Below are 15,776 nucleotides of genomic sequence, written 5' to 3' on the forward strand. Positions count from 1 at the left end.
ATACTTTTGGCAAACTTCATGGCTTCACGCCAGCGGGCTCTCGTCGCAGGCCCGCGCCGGGCGGCGTTCCGGCGTGAATCCGGCCGGGCGCGTCGCGCTCAGCGTCAGCGGAACCGGTCCGCTCTTGCGCCCGCCCGCGCGCGGGGCGACCCGGCGGGAATGGTCGACCGACGAACGCGGGATCATCCGCGCCGTGTCGGCCAGCGCCGCTTCGCCGTACCCCTGGACGCACTCCGGATCAGGCCCGTCGGCGGGCAGCCCGGTGAAGAACTTCGCCGCCATGCAGCCGCCGCGGCAGGCGTCGTAATGGCTGCACGACGCGCACGCGCCGCCGCCACTGGGCTCGCGCAGCTCCCCGAACAGTTCCGAGGATCGCCATACCGCCTCGAAACCGCCGTCGGCCACGACGTTTCCGGCGTGGAACCGATCGTGAATGGCGAACGGGCAGGCATAGACGTCACCCACCGGGTCGACCAGACAGACCACCCGGCCCGCACCGCACATGTTCAGCCCCGGCAGCGCCGCACCGAACGCCGACAGGTGGAAGAACGAGTCGCCGGTGAGCACGCCCTCCCCGTTGCGCAGCAGCCAGTCGTAGAGGACGCGCTGCTGATCGGGCGTGGGATGCAAGTCGTCCCACACGTCCGCACCCCGGCCCGACGGCCGCAACCTGGTCAAACGCAAGGTGGCGCCGTACTTTTCGGCGATGGCGCGGAACTCGTCGAGCTGTGCGATGTTGTGCCTGGTCGCCACCACCGACAGCTTCGCGTCCCGGAAACCCGCCGCGGCGAGATTCTCCAGCGCGCGAATGGCCATGGCGTAGGAGCCAGGCCCGCGCACGGCGTCGTTGACCTCGGCGTCGGCGCCGTCCAGCGACACCTGCACGTCGACGTAGTCACTTGCGGCCAGCCGGGCCGCGACCTCGGGCGTGATCCGCACTCCGTTGGTGGAGAACTTCACGCCCACATGGTGCGCGGTCGCGTAGTCGACCAGTTCCCAGAAGTCCGGGCGCACGGTGGGCTCGCCACCGCCGATGTTCACGTAGAACACCTGCATACGCTCGAACTCGTCGATCAGCGCCTTGCACTGCTCGGTGCTCAGCTCGCGCGGATCCCTGCGCCCCGAAGACGACAGGCAGTGCACGCAGGACAGGTTGCAGGCGTAGGTGAGTTCCCAGGTCAGGCAGATCGGCGCGGCGAGACCGGACTCGAAGCGGTCCACCAGGCGAACCGCCGCGTCCGACGGCGGGACCACCCCCGCCGTCGACGGCGGCGCCGTGGCCGCGCTCGCGACGGAGGGCGCCGTCGGTGCGCCGGCCGGCGCACCGATGATCATGTCGGATTCGGCGAGCTGTGTCAGCGCTTTCAGGTAAGCCGCGGCGTTCTTCTCCGGCACGCCCGCCGCGCGCAGGGCGGTGCGCGCCGACGTGTGCTCCGGCAGCGACCGGACGATCTCGACGATCCGCGGATTCTTCAGGAAGGAGAGCTTGCGCGTGCCGAAGTGGTAGAGCAGCGCGCCGAACGGCTCCGGACGCAGCGCCACTCGCGGATGCAGCTGCCAGCGGGTATCGAGATCGAGCATCGTCATCGACCGCCCGTCAGTAGACGCCGCACATGCCGTCGATGGATACCTCTTCGATGAGGCTCTCCTCGACCAGCGGCGCTTCTTCGGCCGACCGCGCGGCGGCGGCCTCCAGCCGTCCGGTGTTGTCGGTGTCTGCGTGTCCGGTGGACCCGTATTCCGGCATGGCTACCTCCGCGAGGACGATCCGTGTGCGAACTGCCCGGTGCAGTCCGTGCTCACACAATAACGTCATAAACTGACAAAAGAACAGGTTTCATTTGTCGATCCGGGAGTCCCCGCGGCCGCGCGCTCCGAGCGAGGAGCCGATTCCGCCGCGAGCGGAGTGGAACAGGCGGCGACGGGACCGATGCCCGGCGCTCTAGACTGCGGGTGGCAAGCAGCTGAACAGAATGTGACGGGCAGCACGCCCGCAGTGGTAGAGGTGGCATGGGAGTCGGACGAATGCAGACGAACGGGGGCGGCAGCACGCTGTCGGAGTCCGAGATCGTCGAGGCCGCGCTGCGGGTGGTACGCGAGGACGGCGTGGAGAAGCTGTCGATGCGGCGACTCTCCCGCGAACTCGGCGTCTCCCCGATGGCGCCCTACTACTACGTCGCCGACAAGCGCGAGCTGCTGGATCTGGTCGCCAGCGCGGCCCTCACCGGAGTGCGCACGCCATCTGCCGAATCCGGCACGTGGCAGCATCGGCTGCGCGATCTCGTCGACCAGATCGACGAGAAGCTGCGCAAGCATCCCGGCCTCGGCGACATCCTGATCGAGCAGATGCTGGGCAAACAGCTGGACCTGATCGCCGCGATCATGGACATCCTCGACGACGCGGGGTTCGGCGATCGCAACATTCTCGCCGCCTACGCCACCATCCACACCTACCTGTTCGGCCGCAGCCGGGTGAACCCGCGCGACCGCTCGGCGCCTGCCGATGTCACGCTGCCACCGGTTGTCGATCGGGCCACCCGGTACATCGGTGACCTGCGCGGACGCTACTCCTACGACTTCGGCATGGAGGTGCTGATCGCCGGTCTGGAAGCCCAGCTTGTCCGCCAGGCGACGACCGACGTACGATGAAACTGAAACACGTTCTAGTTTTTGCGTCGCGGGTTGCCCGTGCCAGGTTCGAGAGGACGACATGACCACTGTCGAGGTTCCCCACGGCTCGCGCTCGGTCGTGCTGCGGGTGTCCGCGGTCATCGCCGAGACGGCCGACACCCGCTCGCTGGTCTTCGACGTTCCCGACGAGCTGGCCGAGAAGTTCCGTTACCAGCCGGGACAGTTCCTCACGCTGCGCATCCCCAGCGACCGGACCGGCTCGGTGGCGCGGTGCTACTCCCTGGCCAGCTCGCCCTACACCGACGACCGTCCGAAGGTGACCGTCAAGCGGACCGAGGGCGGCTACGGGTCGAACTGGGTGTGCGACAACGTGAAAGAGGGCGACCAGATCGAGGTGCTGCCGCCCTCCGGCGTCTTCACCCCGAAGGATCTCGACGACGACCTGCTGCTGTTCGGCGCGGGCAGCGGCATCACGCCGGTCATGTCGATCCTCAAGTCGGCTCTGGCCCGCGGAAACGGCCGCATCGTGCTGGTCTACGCCAACCGCGACCACGAGTCCGTGATCTTCGCCGGTGAGCTGCGCGATCTGGCGGACAAGCACCCGCAGCGGCTCACCGTGATCCACTGGCTGGAATACCTGCAGGGCCTGCCGACGGCCGACGCGCTGGCCACCCTCGTCGCCCCGTATCGCGGCTACGACGCGTACATGTGCGGGCCGAAGCCGTTCATGGACCGGGTGCACGACGCGCTCGGGCAACTGGGCGTGCCGCGCACGCGCACGCACGCCGAGGTGTTCAACTCGCTGGCCGGCGATCCGTTCGCCGATCAGGCGCCGGTCGAGGTCTCCGACGAGGAGGCGGCCGACGCGGCGACCGTGGAAGTCGAACTCGACGGCGAAGTGCACGAACTGAAGTGGCCGCGCAAGCAGACGCTGGTGGACATCATGCTGGCCAAGGGCTTGGACGTGCCCTACTCCTGCCAGGAAGGCGAGTGCGGCTCGTGCGCGTGCACGGTGCTGGAGGGCAAGGTCGAAATGGACAACGCCGAAATTCTCGACCCGGAGGATATCGAGAACGGCTACATCCTCGGCTGCCAGGCGCACCCGGTGACCGACCACCTGAAGATCCAGTTCTGAGCGCGCTCGCCTGAAATAATTCGCCGATCGTTTGCTTCGCCTATCGCGCGCGGTATTCCGCGCGAGCATCGGGCGGCAGATGCTCGGTCGCGTAGCTCAACGCGGTGCGTCCCATGGCCGGGGCGTGCCGGTCGAGGAATCCGGTCAGCAGGCCGCGGTCGACGCGCTTGCCGACTTCGCGCAGCATCCAGCCCAGCGCCTTCTGGATCAGGTCGCGCCGGTCGTCGAGCAGCAGTTCACACAGCGCGAAGGTGGTCGAGGCGTCACCCGCCTTGATGAACGCGAACGTGGACAGCAACGCCACCCGCCGCTCCCACAGCGACTCGGTGGCCGCCAGCTCGAACAGCAGGTCACGCGGTTTGTCCAGCAGCCACGGGCCGACGATGTTCTCCGCCGACACGTCCACCAGATCCCAGTTGTTCACCCGTCCGCGGCGCACGGCCGCCAGATACAACCGCACCATGGCGGCACGGGCGGCGTCGTCGAAGGAGCGCGGCTGGGACGCCTTGGCGAATCGCGCGTTCAAGATCACCAGCGCGGCGAACCGGTCTTCGTGCACGTCGCTGTCGAGCAGCCGGTCGATCTCGTCGAGCGGAAGTGTCGCGAAGCGCTCGGCGACCCGGCGGCTCGCCGGGACCCGGACGCCGAGGAACACGTCACCCTCGCCGTATTCGCCGGGACCGGTCTTGAAGAACCGCTGTAGCTGCGTCGCATCAGCCGGATTCGCCAGTTCCCGCAACGCCGCCCGCACGTCGGCCTCGGTCACCGAGTCGGTCATCGAACCATGCTCCTGTTCCGAGAAGTGGCGGACGCGCCCGCGCCGGGCAGCGGTTCACCCTTGCGCGCCCAGTACGCGGCCGGACTCGAAGGCGGCCGCGCTGGTGGGCAGCGCACCGGGCCGACCGCTGTTGAGCACCCGGATCACCCCGGTACCCGTGGTGGGGCGGCCCAGCGCCTCGATGCGCCGAATGGTCTGCGCGGCAACGGCTTGCGCGCTGTCGAAGAGCCGGACGCCGTTTGGCAACGCGGCCACGATCGCGTCGGTCACCAGCGGGTAGTGCGTGCAGCCGAGCACCACGCCTTCCACGCCGGGCGGCGTCCGCTCCGCCGCGCTGCCGATCGCTTCGTGGGCGGCGGTCAGGTCGCCACGGTCGATCGCGTCCGCCAACCCGTGACACGCCACCCCGACCACATCGGCGTCGCCGCCGAATTTCGCGATCAGATCGGCCTGGTACCGGCTCGCCGTGGTCGCCGCGGTGGCCCAGACCGCCACCGACCGGCACACGGCCGCCGCGGGCTTGATCGCGGGCACGGTGCCGATCACCGGCACGTCGGGCCCGACCTCCGCGCGCACGTGCTCCAGCGCCGTCACGCTGGCGGTGTTGCACGGCAGCACGATCACCTCCGCGCCCGAACGAAGCGAGGTCCGCGCGGCGTTCACCACCCGCTCGACCACCCAGTCCTCCGGCTTCGGCCCCCACGGCGCCCCGTCCGGATCCAGCTGCAGCAGCAGATCCACGTCGGGCCGCAACTTGCGCAACCAAGCGGCAGTGGGCAGCAACCCCAGACCCGAGTCGATGAGCGCGACGATCACCGCACCACCGTATTACAGCCCCATGACACCCCCACACGCCGTGCGCGCCCCGGCGCACGCTCCGCAACCGGCGCGCGCTCGCGGGTCACGGCGGCCATAGTCGCGGAGGATTCGGCGACCGGTACCCGCACCTGCTCGATGCCGTAGCCGTTCCGCGGCTCCCGCCGGGCGCGCCCTCAGCTGGGTGCGAGCAACTCGGTCACCGGCGCACCGGACGCGATCTTGGCGCGGGCCTTCATCACCTGGGCCGTCATGCCCGCGCCGACGACGCCGGTGAGGTTGCCGCCGTGGGCGTAGTAGGCGAGGAATTTGCGGCCGTCGTCGGAGGCGATGTGCACCTCGTCGGTCGCGCCGGGAGTGCCGAGGGCCTGGATCTTGACGTCGTACTGGTCGCTCCAGAAGTACGGGACGCGCGCCGCCGTGGGCGGTTCGGCGCCCAGCAGCGCGCAGGCGACCAATTTGGCCTGTTCACCGGCGTTGGTCCAGTGTTCGACACGCTTGCGGAGTCCGGTCTCGTGCAGCCATGCCGCCACGTCGCCGACCGCCCAGACGCCGTCGGCGGAGGTCCGTCCCACCTCGTCGGCGAGCACGCCGCCGCCGGCCGACGGTTCGGCCAGCGCGATCCCGGAATCGCTCAGCCATTCGGTCACCGGCCGCGAACCCACGCCGATCACGACGAGGTCGGCGGCGATCTCGGTACCGTCGGACAGTCGCGCACCGCGCACCCGCCCCGACTCGTCGCCGAACAGGGTGTCCACGCCGATGCCGCAGCGCAGATCCACCCCTTCCGCGCGATGCATCCGCGCGACCAGTTCGCCCACCGCTTCGCCGAGCACCGAGGCCAGCGGCGTCGCCTGCGGTTCGACCAGCACGACATCCACTCCCGCCGCCCGGAAACTCGCGGCGAGTTCGCAGCCGATGAAGCCGGCGCCGACGACCAGCGCGGTGCTCGCACCGCTCAGATCGGCGCGCAGGGCGACGGCGTCGGAGTGGCCGCGCAGCACGTGCACGCCGCGCAACTCGGGCAGGCCGGGCAGACGGCGCGGGCGCAGACCCGTGGCGATGATCAGCTGGTCATAGTCCAGCGTGGCGCCGTCGGCGAGGCGAACGCGGCGCGCACCGGTGTCGACCCCGACGGCTGCGGTGCTCAGGCGCAGATCGATCTGCTTCTCGGCGTAGAACTCGCTCGGACGCAGTGTGGTGTCATCGGTTTCGCCGCGTACGAACTGCTTGGACAGCGGCGGCCGGTCGTAGGGCAACCGCGACTCGTCACCTACGAGCACGAGGTCGCCCGCGTAGCCCGCGCGGCGCAATTCCTCCGCGGTGCGCAGGCCGGCGAGGCCGGCTCCGACGATCACGATCGGCGCGGTCATGCGGCCATCCCTTCAGTGGAATCCGGCCGCCGATTCCGCGGAACCGGCGGTGCGACGAAGCTCACCCTAACCTCTGCTTGGTTCATTCCTCTGTGAGGGCCGTCACGCGGAGCGGCCGGTCAACCGTCGCACAACCGTGTCCGTTCCGATGTTGATCGGGCGGTCAATCAGGACTAGACCGAGGTCAGGACATACGCACAGCCTGAGGAGGTACACATGTTCACCGAGAGCCGCGCGCAGGATCTCCTGGCCGTCGTGCTCGGAGCCTTCGCCGCACTGTCACCCCTGTGGGTCGACCACAACAACAACGCCATGTGGGCGCTGATCGTGCTCGGCGTGCTCATCGCGCTCACCGGTCTGGCGCAGATGGCCCGCCCCGACATGGCGTCGGCGGACTACGCGATGGGCCTGTGCGGCCTGCTGTTGTTCATCTCGCCGTGGGCCATGGACTTCACCGCGTACCGCAGCGCATCCTGGACCGCATGGGTAGTCGGGGTGGTGACGGCGGTGGTTGCGGTCGCGGCGCTGCCGACGGTGTCGGGGCGTCTGCACGACATGGCTCCGCATCACTGATGCAGCGACCGGGAACCCGGCGCGCCGGACGCCGCCGCAGCGCGAAAGCCGACGGCGACGCTCGGCAGTTGATCCTCGACGCCGCGGAGGACCTCTTCGCGGCACAGGGATACGACGCCACCGCGACGGCGGCCATCGCCGCCGCGGCCGGCGTCCCCAAAGGACTCGTCTTCTACTACTTCCCGACCAAGGATTCGATCCTGTCCGCCTTGATGTCCGAGCGGGTGCCCGCGCGGCCGATCGACGACATCGGCACCGTGGTCACGCCGGGAGATCCGGCGGCGAGCCTGGTCAACCTCGACGCCGCGCTGAACCTGCGCGACCACCACTCGTCGGTACTGCGGGTGATCCTGTGGCGGGAGGCCGACACCCATCCCGACGTGCGGCGGCAACTGCGCCGCCTGCGCGACCAAATGCTGGAGGTGACCGCGAAGGTGCTCCAGGCGAGCGCCCCCGGCCCGGTCCGTCCCGGAACCCTGCGCGCGTGCGCCGCGGCCTGGGTCTCGGCGATGTTCGCGATCGCCAGCACCGACCGGCTGCACGCGCTCGACGGCGTGCCGCTGCCCACCGCCGACGAAGTGCTGAACGTAGCCCAGGTGGTCGCGGCCGGAATGACCCAGATGGGCTGACTCCCCGGAGTTGTCCACAGCCCGTGCGTTGTCCACATGCGCCGCCGCGCGGGGGTTTCCCGGATCGCCGGTCGATCACGATCGTCGGTATGGAAGCACCGCAACTGATCTCGCGTCAGCAGGCGCTGGCATCCGGTCTGTCCGACAAGACATTGCACCGGCTGTGCAGAACCGGGAAATGGCAGCGGCTGCGCGCCGGGCACTATCTGAGCGCGCCGGGCTCCGGTCTCGGCGCCACCGGCAGGCATCTGCTGATGACGCTGGCCACCGCGGAGTCCACGTCCGACTCCGCCGTCACGAGCCACTGTTCGGCGGCGGTGCTGCACGGGATGACGACCTGGGGCATTCCGCTCGACCGGGTCCATCTGACCAGGAACCGGATCAACGGCGGCAGGCTGAGCCGGCGGGTGGTGGTCCATTCGGCTCGGATGGAGCCCGACGAGATCACCTTGGTCGACGACATACGGGTGACCACCCCGGCGCGGACGGTCTTGGACATCGCGCGCTCGGAAGGATTCGAACAGTCCGTCGCTCTCGGGGATTCCGCGCTACGCCAGGGCTTGACCACCACGGCGGAACTGCGGGAACACCTGCGCCGGGCCCGGCGCAGGCCCGGATGCCGCCGTGCCGCCCACGTCCTGGACTTCCTGGACGGGCGCAGCGCGAACGTCGGCGTGTCGCTGAGCCGGATCCTGCTGCACCGGGCGGGTCTTCCGGCTCCCGAAGTGCAGGCTCGGGTCTTCTCCGATGACGAGATCTGTGTCGGCCGTGTCGATTTCCTGTTCCCCGATCTCGGTGTGATCGGCGAATTCGACGGAAGCGAGCACCGCCGAGCCGAGCCGCCCACCGCTCGGGTGGTCACGGCGGAGAACGTCCGCGCGGATCGGCTCCGCGCACTCGGTTGGGTGGTCGTGCGCTGGACCTGGGGCGATCTGTCCGCTCCCGCCCAGTTGACCGATCGCCTCCGCGCGGCGATCCGCACGGCCGCGGTACACCACCGTGCCGGCTACTGGACTCCTACCCCCGAACCGTGAACGCGCCGAACCCTTTCAGCGTCCCGCGGGCCGTCACCTGACCGAGCCGAGAGGAACAGCCGACGACTATCCAGGCGCACGGCGGTGGCGAGTCAGGGCTGGTCGAGAAAGTTGACGACGTCGATGGCGAAGCGGGGGCGCCTGAGCGCGCTCACGTGCCCCGCGCCCGGATAGATGGCGAGGTGGGAATCGGGGATGCCGTCGGCGGTGCGGCGGAAAGTGGCGAGGCTGTAGGCGGCGTCCCGTTCGCCTCCGATGACGAGCGTCGGGGCCTGGATCTCACCGAGGCGCTCGGTGATGTCGAATTCGTCCTCCGCGCGGAGAAAGGCGTACGTGTCGGCAGGTTCGCGCGGGCGGCTCAACGGGTCCAGCAACCACATGGCGGCCGCCGCGAGACGAGCGGCGGCGGGCGAGGAGACGCTGCTCGACGCCAGGTGGTGCATCGCACGGCGCCCGTGCAGAACCGCTTCGGCGTAACGCATCTGGCCTTCCTTGGCGACCGGATCCAAACGGCATCCGGACGACGCGACGACGAGGCGGCGCACGACCTCGGGATGGTCGGCGGCGAGTTGCAGCGCCACCGACCCGCCCGAGGAGATGCCGAGCACGTCGACCGGCTCGCCGAACTCGGCGCGCAGCGCGTCGGCGTGCTCGGCCGCGATCTCCGCCATCGTGATGCCCTGAGCCATGCCGGGCGCGCGGCCCACCGCGTAGACCCGGAAGCTCCGCGCCAGCGGCCGCAGAACTCTCACCTCGGAGTCGAGCATCCGACCGCGGGGATTCGCGTGGTCGGGACTGAACCACCGGAGAAAGACCAGCGGCCGACCGGAACCGATCGCGAAGTACGGCATGCCGTGCTCGAGCACGCCTTCGGTGATCTCGGGCCGCGCAGCCCGCCCGGTCCCGACCACAGCGCCCTCCGCTCAGATCTCCGTCCGTCTTCCCGACGCTAGCGGAGCCTGCCGCGAGGCGCGATTACCTCGGTGGTCAAATCCCACCGTGATGTTCTGCACAGCCTCGCGGAAGAGCGCACGGAGCATACTGGCCCGGTGAGTCAGGAGCCCTCTTCGCGTGGAGCCGATACGCGGCCGTTCCCGCTGGATCCCACGCCTATTCATGTATCCGACGACATGCTCGCCGACCTGCGGCGGCGATTGGAACTGACCCGCTGGCCGGTCGACGCGGAAAACGACGACTGGTCCTACGGCGTGTCCCGCGACTATTTGCAGGAGCTGGTCGAGTACTGGCGCACCGATTACGACTGGCGTGCGGCCGAGGCCGCACTGAACGCCTATGACCACTACTTCGTCGAGATCGACGGGGTGCCGGTGCATTTCCTGCGGAAGCCGGGCGTCGGACCCGACCCGACGCCGTTGATCCTCACCCATGGTTGGCCATGGACCTTCTGGCATTGGGCCAAGGTGATCGACCCGCTGGCCGACCCGGCGGCGTTCGGCGGCGACCCCGCCGACGCCTTCGATGTGATCGTCCCGTCGTTCCCCGGATTCGGATTCTCCGCACCGCTGCCGAAGAACCCGGATATGAACTTCTGGAAGGTCGCCGACCTCTGGCACGTCCTGATGACCGAGACCCTCGGGCACGCGAAGTACGCCGCGGCGGGCTGTGACGTCGGCGCGCTGGTCACCGGGCAGCTCGGGCACAAGTACGCCGACGAGCTGTACGGCATCCACATCGGCTCCGGTCAGAAGCTGACCCTGTTCAGCGGCGACCGCGCCTGGGACATCACCGGCGGCAATCCCATCCCGGAGGGCCTGCCCGCCGCCGTGCACGACCGGATCCTCGAACTGGAACGGCGTTTCGCCGTCCACCTGACCGCACATGTGCTCGAGCCGAGCACTCTCGCCTACGGGCTGTCCGACTCACCCGCCGGGTTGCTGGCCTGGATTTTGCAGCGCTGGGTGAGCTGGAGCGACAACGGCGGCGACATCGAGTCGGTCTTCGGCAAGGACGACCTGCTCACCCACGCGATGATCTTCTGGGTCACCAATTCCATCGGCACGTCCATCCGCACCTACGCCAACAACAATCGCTATCCCTGGACGCCGTCGCACGACCGGCAGCCGCCCATCGAGGCTCCGACCGGCATCACCTTCGTCGGCTACGAGAACCCGCCGGGCGTCGACACCGACCGGCGCGTGCAAGCGTTCCTCGACAGCGACCGCGGCGATTGGTACAACCACGTCAACCTCACCGCCCACGACCACGGTGGTCACTTCATCCCGTGGGAGATTCCGGCCCAGTGGGTCGACGATCTGCGCCGCACCTTCCGCGGCCGCACCCCGTCCACTGCCGGGTGAGCAGCCACGCGCTGCGCGGACGGCCTTCGCCGGGATGCGAACGCGGCCGGACGGACCGAACCCGCGCGTCACGGCGGCGGCAGTCCGGCTGGATCGCGGAGGGCGTGCATGTTATCGGTGCGGCACCGGAATCGACGTGGCGTAGGAGAGGTATGTGAACTCGCCCAATGGAAGCCGCCTCGTCGGATCAGGGCCGTAAGGTACCGATCATGGTGCCCAGCGAGAGGTCCCAGTCGGTGCAATCGGTCGTCGAGTCCTATCTGCTCGACGGTGCGCGCCGGTACAACCGCACCGAGGTCGCCGAACAGTCGGGGACGACGACGGCGCTCACCCGGCGATTGTGGATGGCGCTCGGTTTTCCGTCGAGCATCGGTGACGAGGCGGTGGACTACACCGACGCCGACATCGCGGCGGTGCGCAACTTCGAGCAGCTGACCGTGTTGTCCTCGGCCGACACCCGCCAGCAGTCGGCGACCGCGCGCACGCTCGGCCAAGGGATGGCGCGCCTGGCGGAATGGCAGGTCGACCTGGTGCTCGCGGAGATCGAGGAGCGCATCGCCCGAGCCGATCCCGGCGCCGACCCCGAGGAGACGGTGCGCACCGCCACCGAGGGCGCCATAGCCACGTTGGAGCAGCTGAACACCTATGCCTGGCGGCGGCACCTGGCCGCGTCGCTGTCGCGGTCGCTCGACCCGGGGACGAGCGCGGGCGAGTCGGTGCGCGAACTGGCCGTCGGTTTCGCCGACATGGTCGGCTACACCAGGCTGACCAGGCATCTGCATCCCGACGAGCTGTCCATGCTGCTCGAGGCGTTCGAGTCCACCACCACCGCCGCCATCACCGAGAACGGCGGATGGGTGATCAAGAACGTGGGCGACGAAGTCATGTTCGCCACGGAAAGCGCCGCCGAAGCCGCGCGCATAGCGCTGGCCATCCAGGAGTCCACCATGATGGTCGGGGGCACGCCGGAGTTGCGCGTCGCCCTCGCTTACGGCCCGGTATTGCAACGGTTCGGGGATCTGTACGGCTCGGTGGTGAACATCGCCTCCCGGCTCACCGGCGTCGCGCGGCCGGGCACGGTCCTGATCGATGACCACGCCGCCACGGAGTTGAACGGCGACCCGGCATTCGCGATCAAGCAGTTGCGCAGCGTCCGAGTGCGCGGCTTCAATCGCCTGCGTCCGCACCTGCTGCGCCACAACGGCAAGAACGGCGGATAGCCCCGATCTGCGCCCGACCCCGACGGCCGCCCTAGGCTCGTCCGGTGGACAAGGACTGGTCACAGCTGCGCGCGCGTTGCCTCGTCGAGGAGGACGCGGCGATTCTCGCCCTGCACAAACCCGCCGGGATCTCCGTGATGGGCGAGCGCCACGACACCGATCTCGTCGAGCTGGCGGCGGCCGAGGGAGAAACGCTGTATCCGGTGCACCGGATCGACAAGGTGACCTCCGGCTTGATCCTCTTCGCGAAGGAGCTGTCCGCCCACGGCGAGCTGACCAGGCAGTTCAACAAGCAGACCGCCGACAAGGCGTACCTGGCCGTCGTCGCGGCCACCGGCCTGCCCGATACCGGCGTATTCGATCTGCCGCTCAGCGTGGGGCGCAAGAACCGGGTGCGGATCGCGGCGCCGCGCGAAAGCATCCGCCAGGAGGCGGGCCGCTGGTTCGTGGACGACGCCGACTTGCTGCCCGCCAAGAACTACCCCTCGCTCACCCGGTTCGCGACGGTGCTGCGGGGTCCCGCGCATACCATTCTCGCGCTGCGCCCGGTGACCGGCCGTCGCCACCAGATTCGCGTCCATTTGGCCTGGACCGGCCATCCGATAGTCGGCGATCCCCTGTTCGACCGCTCCGGCGCCCCCTCGCGGACCTACCTGCATTCCTGGCGTCTCGGCCTCACCGCTTCCTGGCGCACCCCGCCGGAACTGGCCTTGGCCGCCGAGCCCGACGCGGGCTTCTGGGCCCCGCTGCACGAATCCGCCGACCCGGCGGCCTTGGAACGCGCAACCGACCTGTTGCGGACTCTCGACTAGCCGGGCCGCCCGATGCGGTCTTCGCACAGCCCGTTGCCTGGGCGTCGACCGCTGCGGAGAACGTCGACACTGTGCCCCGGGCACGATAACCGCGCCGAATCTCGGCTAGGGCCGTAGGGGAATCGGCCCCACAGCCAGCGCCTATGGGACGCTCGCACAGAGCGGCAAACGGCGCGCGAGTGCCATCGAGGTCGCTGCTCACCACTAGCGCCATCGCGAACCACGCAAACCGTCGCCGCTCCGTCGCGCTCGCTCGGCGGCAGATACCGGCTCGCTGTTCGTCCACAGTCATCCCCAGGCGGTCTCCCCGTGTGCACAGAGCCGATGCACCAGGTCGAAACGGTCTATCGGGCCGCTCGAGCAGATCAGTTCGGCCAGCTCGGCGCACGGCCGAGGAGCAAAAGGATGCGGTCGAGGGTCGGCGTGTGTTCCGGAACGGACAGTGCCGGTGCGAAAGCCGCGCCCGGGACGGAGCGCTCCGGACCATCGGGGACGGCGAGGGCGATGGCCAGCGCCGCCTCGGTCACGTCGGGATCGGGTGTGATGGTCTCGCCGATCGAGCGCGCGACATCCCAGGCGTGCACGACGCTGTCAACGAGGTGGAAGCCGATCACGCGAACCGCGGGAATCCCCTGGTCGGGCAAGATCTCCGGCAGCAGCAGCGAGCGCTCGAGCACGTCGTCGGCGGCGAACGCGGCGAGGACGTCGTCGGCGGAGGCGCGATAGTCGGCGACCGGATCGGCCGACGCGCGCACGGTCCAGACATCGAGATCCTCGCTCCCCCGCGCGGCGGCGGCGAAGCCGTGGTTCTGCGTGATCATGTGTTCCAGCAGGTCACGAAGACGCCAACCCGCGCAGGGTGTCTCGGCGTCCAGCGCATCGGGACGGACACGGTCGACGACGTCCACGCTCAGTCGGACAGAACGGGCATGCCGGTCGCGCAATCCTTCGGCAGATTCAGTAAGCATAAGCTTATCGTATGCGCGAGCTTACAATTTGCCAAGCAGTATCGTCGATCCATGTCCAACGCCCGCCCCGATCTCGCCGCGATGATCGTGCCGCTCGGGCGGGCGCTCATGGCCCTCGAACTGCCCATCCTGGAGCGGCACGAACTGTCCATGTGGGGCTACTCCGTATTGCTCGGCCTCGGCGCCGAACCCGTCTACACCCAGGCGGCGCTGGCCAAGGCGATCGGCGCGGACAAGACCCGCATCATCGGCGTCCTCGACGAACTCCAGCGCCGCGGCCTGATCACCCGCGAACCGGACCCCGCGGACCGCCGGGTGAACCTGCTGTCGCTCACCGACGCGGGCCGCGCCCTTCGCGACCGCACCCAGCGCGACATCCAGGCCGGGGAGGACCGACTGCTCGAGCGGCTGCCCGCGCCGGATCGCAGCGCGTTCCTGCGCGCTTTGCGCACCCTCTCCGACACGGTGTCCGACCGCCCCGCCACTTGACTCCGACGAGTCCACGCAATGTGATCCAGCACACAATACGAAGGGCGCCGCTCGTACGGTGGCGAGCGTCATGACGACGCGTAATGCGCAGGTCAACTAGCCTTATGAGGTGCCGCGGACGCGACGCGCGCGCAATCTGACGCAATGCAGCGAACCCCTAGCGAAAGCGAATGCCGATGATCCTGGTTGCTCAGGTCAGCGACACCCATTTCGATCTCGGCACCCGTAACGCCCAGCGTGTGCGGCGGGTGATGGACTTCGTCGCGGGGCTGCGCCGCAAGCCGGACGCCATCCTGGTGACCGGCGACGTCACCGATTCCGGCAAACCGGAGCAGTTCGCGGAGGCCAAGGCCGCTTTCGACGGCGAGATCCCGGTGTACGCGATCCCGGGCAATCACGACGACCGCGCGGGCTTCCGCACCAGCCTGCTCGGCGAGCCCGCCTCCGATGCCCCGATCAACCACGCGCATCGCATCGGCGATCTCACCGTCGCGCTGATGGATTCGAGCGTTCCGGGGCAGCCGGGCGGGCAGCTCGCGGACGAGACCTATGACTGGCTCGGCGGCGTCCTCGACGCGGCGCCCGCGGGCAAGCCGATCCTGCTCGCCTTGCACCACCCGCCCGCGCACCTGTTCAGCCCGATCGTCGACGTGATCTCCCTGGCCGATCCGCAAAGGTTCGCCGACCTCGTGGCCGGTGACGACCGGATCGTCGGCGTACTCACCGGGCACGCGCACTCCGCCGCGACGACCACCTTCGGGGGACGCCCGCTGCTGGTGGCCCCCAGCACCGCATCGGTGCTCAGCGGCGAGTGGGAACTCGACCTGCCCGACCACGTCATGGACTACGCGCCTGACCCAGCGGTGGCGCTGCACGTCATCGGTGACGACCACCGCCTCACCAGCCATTTCCGGGCGGTTCCGATGGGCGGCCGGATCGGCGTGCAACCGGTCTGACAGCGGTTTACCCGGCACGTGCCGGGGCAATCGGGAGGCACACG

General features: G+C 69.2%; 17 protein-coding genes and 1 pseudogene. 10 read left to right on the plus strand and 8 right to left on the minus strand.

The window, feature by feature from the left end; genetic code table 11:
• Positions 1 to 24 precede the first annotated feature (24 nt).
• From mftC to mftA, 3 genes and pseudogenes are all read right to left on the minus strand, one after another.
• Entirely contained in the window at positions 25 to 1,335 is a 1,311-nt protein-coding gene (mftC, locus tag ACIA5H_RS05175) for a mycofactocin radical SAM maturase (protein ID WP_356963898.1), read from the minus strand.
• A 51-nt stretch (positions 1,336 to 1,386) separates the two neighbouring features.
• Positions 1,387 to 1,587, minus strand: a pseudogene (gene mftB / locus ACIA5H_RS05180) (mycofactocin biosynthesis chaperone MftB); the annotation flags it as partial.
• Positions 1,588 to 1,597: 10 nt separating this feature from the next.
• Positions 1,598 to 1,696, minus strand: coding sequence for a mycofactocin precursor MftA (gene mftA, locus ACIA5H_RS05185; RefSeq protein WP_157170973.1), 99 nt, complete (start codon positions 1,694 to 1,696; stop codon positions 1,598 to 1,600).
• Between the two features lie 329 nt (positions 1,697 to 2,025).
• On the opposite strand from mftA, the gene mftR2 reads away from it, so the two are divergent.
• Both mftR2 and ACIA5H_RS05195 read left to right on the plus strand, forming a co-directional pair.
• Positions 2,026 to 2,649 (plus strand): mycofactocin system transcriptional regulator MftR2, encoded by a 624-nt coding sequence (mftR2, locus tag ACIA5H_RS05190; RefSeq protein ID WP_379250573.1) that lies wholly within the window; start codon positions 2,026 to 2,028, stop codon positions 2,647 to 2,649.
• A 61-nt stretch (positions 2,650 to 2,710) separates the two neighbouring features.
• Positions 2,711 to 3,766, plus strand: a complete 1,056-nt coding sequence (locus tag ACIA5H_RS05195) for a ferredoxin--NADP reductase (protein ID WP_356963736.1) — start codon at positions 2,711 to 2,713, stop codon at positions 3,764 to 3,766.
• A 40-nt stretch (positions 3,767 to 3,806) separates the two neighbouring features.
• On the opposite strand, the gene ACIA5H_RS05200 is transcribed toward ACIA5H_RS05195, so the two are convergent.
• The 3 genes from ACIA5H_RS05200 to ACIA5H_RS05210 form a co-directional block, all read right to left on the minus strand.
• Positions 3,807 to 4,544 (minus strand): DNA alkylation repair protein, encoded by a 738-nt coding sequence (locus tag ACIA5H_RS05200; RefSeq protein ID WP_379250571.1) that lies wholly within the window; start codon positions 4,542 to 4,544, stop codon positions 3,807 to 3,809.
• 54 nt (positions 4,545 to 4,598) lie between these two features.
• Entirely contained in the window at positions 4,599 to 5,360 is a 762-nt protein-coding gene (locus ACIA5H_RS05205) for an aspartate/glutamate racemase family protein (RefSeq protein WP_355074858.1), read from the minus strand.
• Between the two features lie 176 nt (positions 5,361 to 5,536).
• Entirely contained in the window at positions 5,537 to 6,733 is a 1,197-nt protein-coding gene (locus ACIA5H_RS05210) for an NAD(P)/FAD-dependent oxidoreductase (RefSeq protein ID WP_397074066.1), read from the minus strand.
• A gap of 216 nt (positions 6,734 to 6,949) precedes the next feature.
• Between ACIA5H_RS05210 and ACIA5H_RS05215 the strand changes: the two genes are divergently transcribed.
• From ACIA5H_RS05215 to ACIA5H_RS05225, 3 genes are all read left to right on the plus strand, one after another.
• Positions 6,950 to 7,306 (plus strand): SPW repeat protein, encoded by a 357-nt coding sequence (locus ACIA5H_RS05215; RefSeq protein ID WP_355074862.1) that lies wholly within the window; start codon positions 6,950 to 6,952, stop codon positions 7,304 to 7,306.
• Entirely contained in the window at positions 7,306 to 7,935 is a 630-nt protein-coding gene (locus ACIA5H_RS05220; protein WP_379250567.1) for a TetR/AcrR family transcriptional regulator, read from the plus strand. The genes ACIA5H_RS05215 and ACIA5H_RS05220 overlap by 1 nt, the downstream gene beginning before the upstream one ends.
• An 89-nt stretch (positions 7,936 to 8,024) precedes the next feature.
• On the plus strand, positions 8,025 to 8,969 hold the full coding sequence (locus ACIA5H_RS05225; protein ID WP_397074069.1) for a hypothetical protein: 945 nt from the start codon (positions 8,025 to 8,027) through the stop codon (positions 8,967 to 8,969).
• A 92-nt stretch (positions 8,970 to 9,061) separates the two neighbouring features.
• Here ACIA5H_RS05225 and ACIA5H_RS05230 read toward each other — a convergent pair whose 3' ends face one another.
• A complete protein-coding gene (locus ACIA5H_RS05230) occupies positions 9,062 to 9,880 on the minus strand; it encodes an alpha/beta fold hydrolase (protein WP_397074071.1) in 819 nt (272 codons plus the stop codon).
• A gap of 138 nt (positions 9,881 to 10,018) precedes the next feature.
• Here ACIA5H_RS05230 and ACIA5H_RS05235 point away from each other — a divergent pair, with 138 nt between their 5' ends.
• From ACIA5H_RS05235 to ACIA5H_RS05245, 3 genes are all read left to right on the plus strand, one after another.
• Positions 10,019 to 11,287, plus strand: a complete 1,269-nt coding sequence (locus ACIA5H_RS05235; protein ID WP_397074073.1) for an epoxide hydrolase family protein — start codon at positions 10,019 to 10,021, stop codon at positions 11,285 to 11,287.
• Positions 11,288 to 11,496: 209 nt separating this feature from the next.
• Positions 11,497 to 12,507 (plus strand): adenylate/guanylate cyclase domain-containing protein, encoded by a 1,011-nt coding sequence (locus ACIA5H_RS05240; RefSeq protein ID WP_379250561.1) that lies wholly within the window; start codon positions 11,497 to 11,499, stop codon positions 12,505 to 12,507.
• Positions 12,508 to 12,551: 44 nt separating this feature from the next.
• Positions 12,552 to 13,319: an RluA family pseudouridine synthase gene (locus tag ACIA5H_RS05245; RefSeq protein ID WP_397074076.1), complete on the plus strand. Its 768-nt coding sequence runs from the start codon at positions 12,552 to 12,554 to the stop codon at positions 13,317 to 13,319.
• Between the two features lie 365 nt (positions 13,320 to 13,684).
• On the opposite strand, the gene ACIA5H_RS05250 is transcribed toward ACIA5H_RS05245, so the two are convergent.
• Positions 13,685 to 14,287 carry a TIGR03086 family metal-binding protein gene (locus tag ACIA5H_RS05250; protein ID WP_397074078.1) on the minus strand — a complete coding sequence of 201 codons (603 nt, stop codon included), beginning with the start codon at positions 14,285 to 14,287 and terminating at the stop codon, positions 13,685 to 13,687.
• Positions 14,288 to 14,338: 51 nt separating this feature from the next.
• Here ACIA5H_RS05250 and ACIA5H_RS05255 point away from each other — a divergent pair, with 51 nt between their 5' ends.
• Both ACIA5H_RS05255 and ACIA5H_RS05260 read left to right on the plus strand, forming a co-directional pair.
• Positions 14,339 to 14,776, plus strand: a complete 438-nt coding sequence (locus ACIA5H_RS05255; RefSeq protein ID WP_379250555.1) for a MarR family winged helix-turn-helix transcriptional regulator — start codon at positions 14,339 to 14,341, stop codon at positions 14,774 to 14,776.
• 170 nt (positions 14,777 to 14,946) lie between these two features.
• The gene (locus ACIA5H_RS05260) at positions 14,947 to 15,732 is read left to right on the plus strand and encodes a metallophosphoesterase (protein ID WP_397074080.1); all 786 of its coding nucleotides are present in this window, start codon (positions 14,947 to 14,949) and stop codon (positions 15,730 to 15,732) included.
• Positions 15,733 to 15,776 lie beyond the last annotated feature (44 nt).

This window comes from Nocardia sp. NPDC051900 (assembly GCF_044452545.1).
In the GTDB taxonomy this organism is placed as follows: Bacteria; Actinomycetota; Actinomycetes; order Mycobacteriales; family Mycobacteriaceae; genus Nocardia; species Nocardia sichangensis.

Excerpts from the sequence above, each read along its gene's own strand:
- ACIA5H_RS05225 (WP_397074069.1), top strand. The coding sequence starts at position 8,025 with ATGGAAGCACCGCAACTGATCTCGCGTCAGCAGGCGCTGGCATCCGGT.
- mftC (WP_356963898.1), bottom strand. The coding sequence starts at position 1,335 with ATGATCATCGGTGCGCCGGCCGGCGCACCGACGGCGCCCTCCGTCGCG.
- ACIA5H_RS05255 (WP_379250555.1), top strand. The coding sequence starts at position 14,339 with ATGTCCAACGCCCGCCCCGATCTCGCCGCGATGATCGTGCCGCTCGGG.
- ACIA5H_RS05195 (WP_356963736.1), top strand. The coding sequence starts at position 2,711 with ATGACCACTGTCGAGGTTCCCCACGGCTCGCGCTCGGTCGTGCTGCGG.
- mftR2 (WP_379250573.1), top strand. The coding sequence starts at position 2,026 with ATGCAGACGAACGGGGGCGGCAGCACGCTGTCGGAGTCCGAGATCGTC.
- ACIA5H_RS05210 (WP_397074066.1), bottom strand. The coding sequence starts at position 6,733 with ATGACCGCGCCGATCGTGATCGTCGGAGCCGGCCTCGCCGGCCTGCGC.
- ACIA5H_RS05200 (WP_379250571.1), bottom strand. The coding sequence starts at position 4,544 with ATGACCGACTCGGTGACCGAGGCCGACGTGCGGGCGGCGTTGCGGGAA.
- ACIA5H_RS05250 (WP_397074078.1), bottom strand. The coding sequence starts at position 14,287 with ATGCTTACTGAATCTGCCGAAGGATTGCGCGACCGGCATGCCCGTTCT.
- ACIA5H_RS05240 (WP_379250561.1), top strand. The coding sequence starts at position 11,497 with ATGGTGCCCAGCGAGAGGTCCCAGTCGGTGCAATCGGTCGTCGAGTCC.
- ACIA5H_RS05260 (WP_397074080.1), top strand. The coding sequence starts at position 14,947 with ATGCCGATGATCCTGGTTGCTCAGGTCAGCGACACCCATTTCGATCTC.
- ACIA5H_RS05215 (WP_355074862.1), top strand. The coding sequence starts at position 6,950 with ATGTTCACCGAGAGCCGCGCGCAGGATCTCCTGGCCGTCGTGCTCGGA.
- ACIA5H_RS05220 (WP_379250567.1), top strand. The coding sequence starts at position 7,306 with ATGCAGCGACCGGGAACCCGGCGCGCCGGACGCCGCCGCAGCGCGAAA.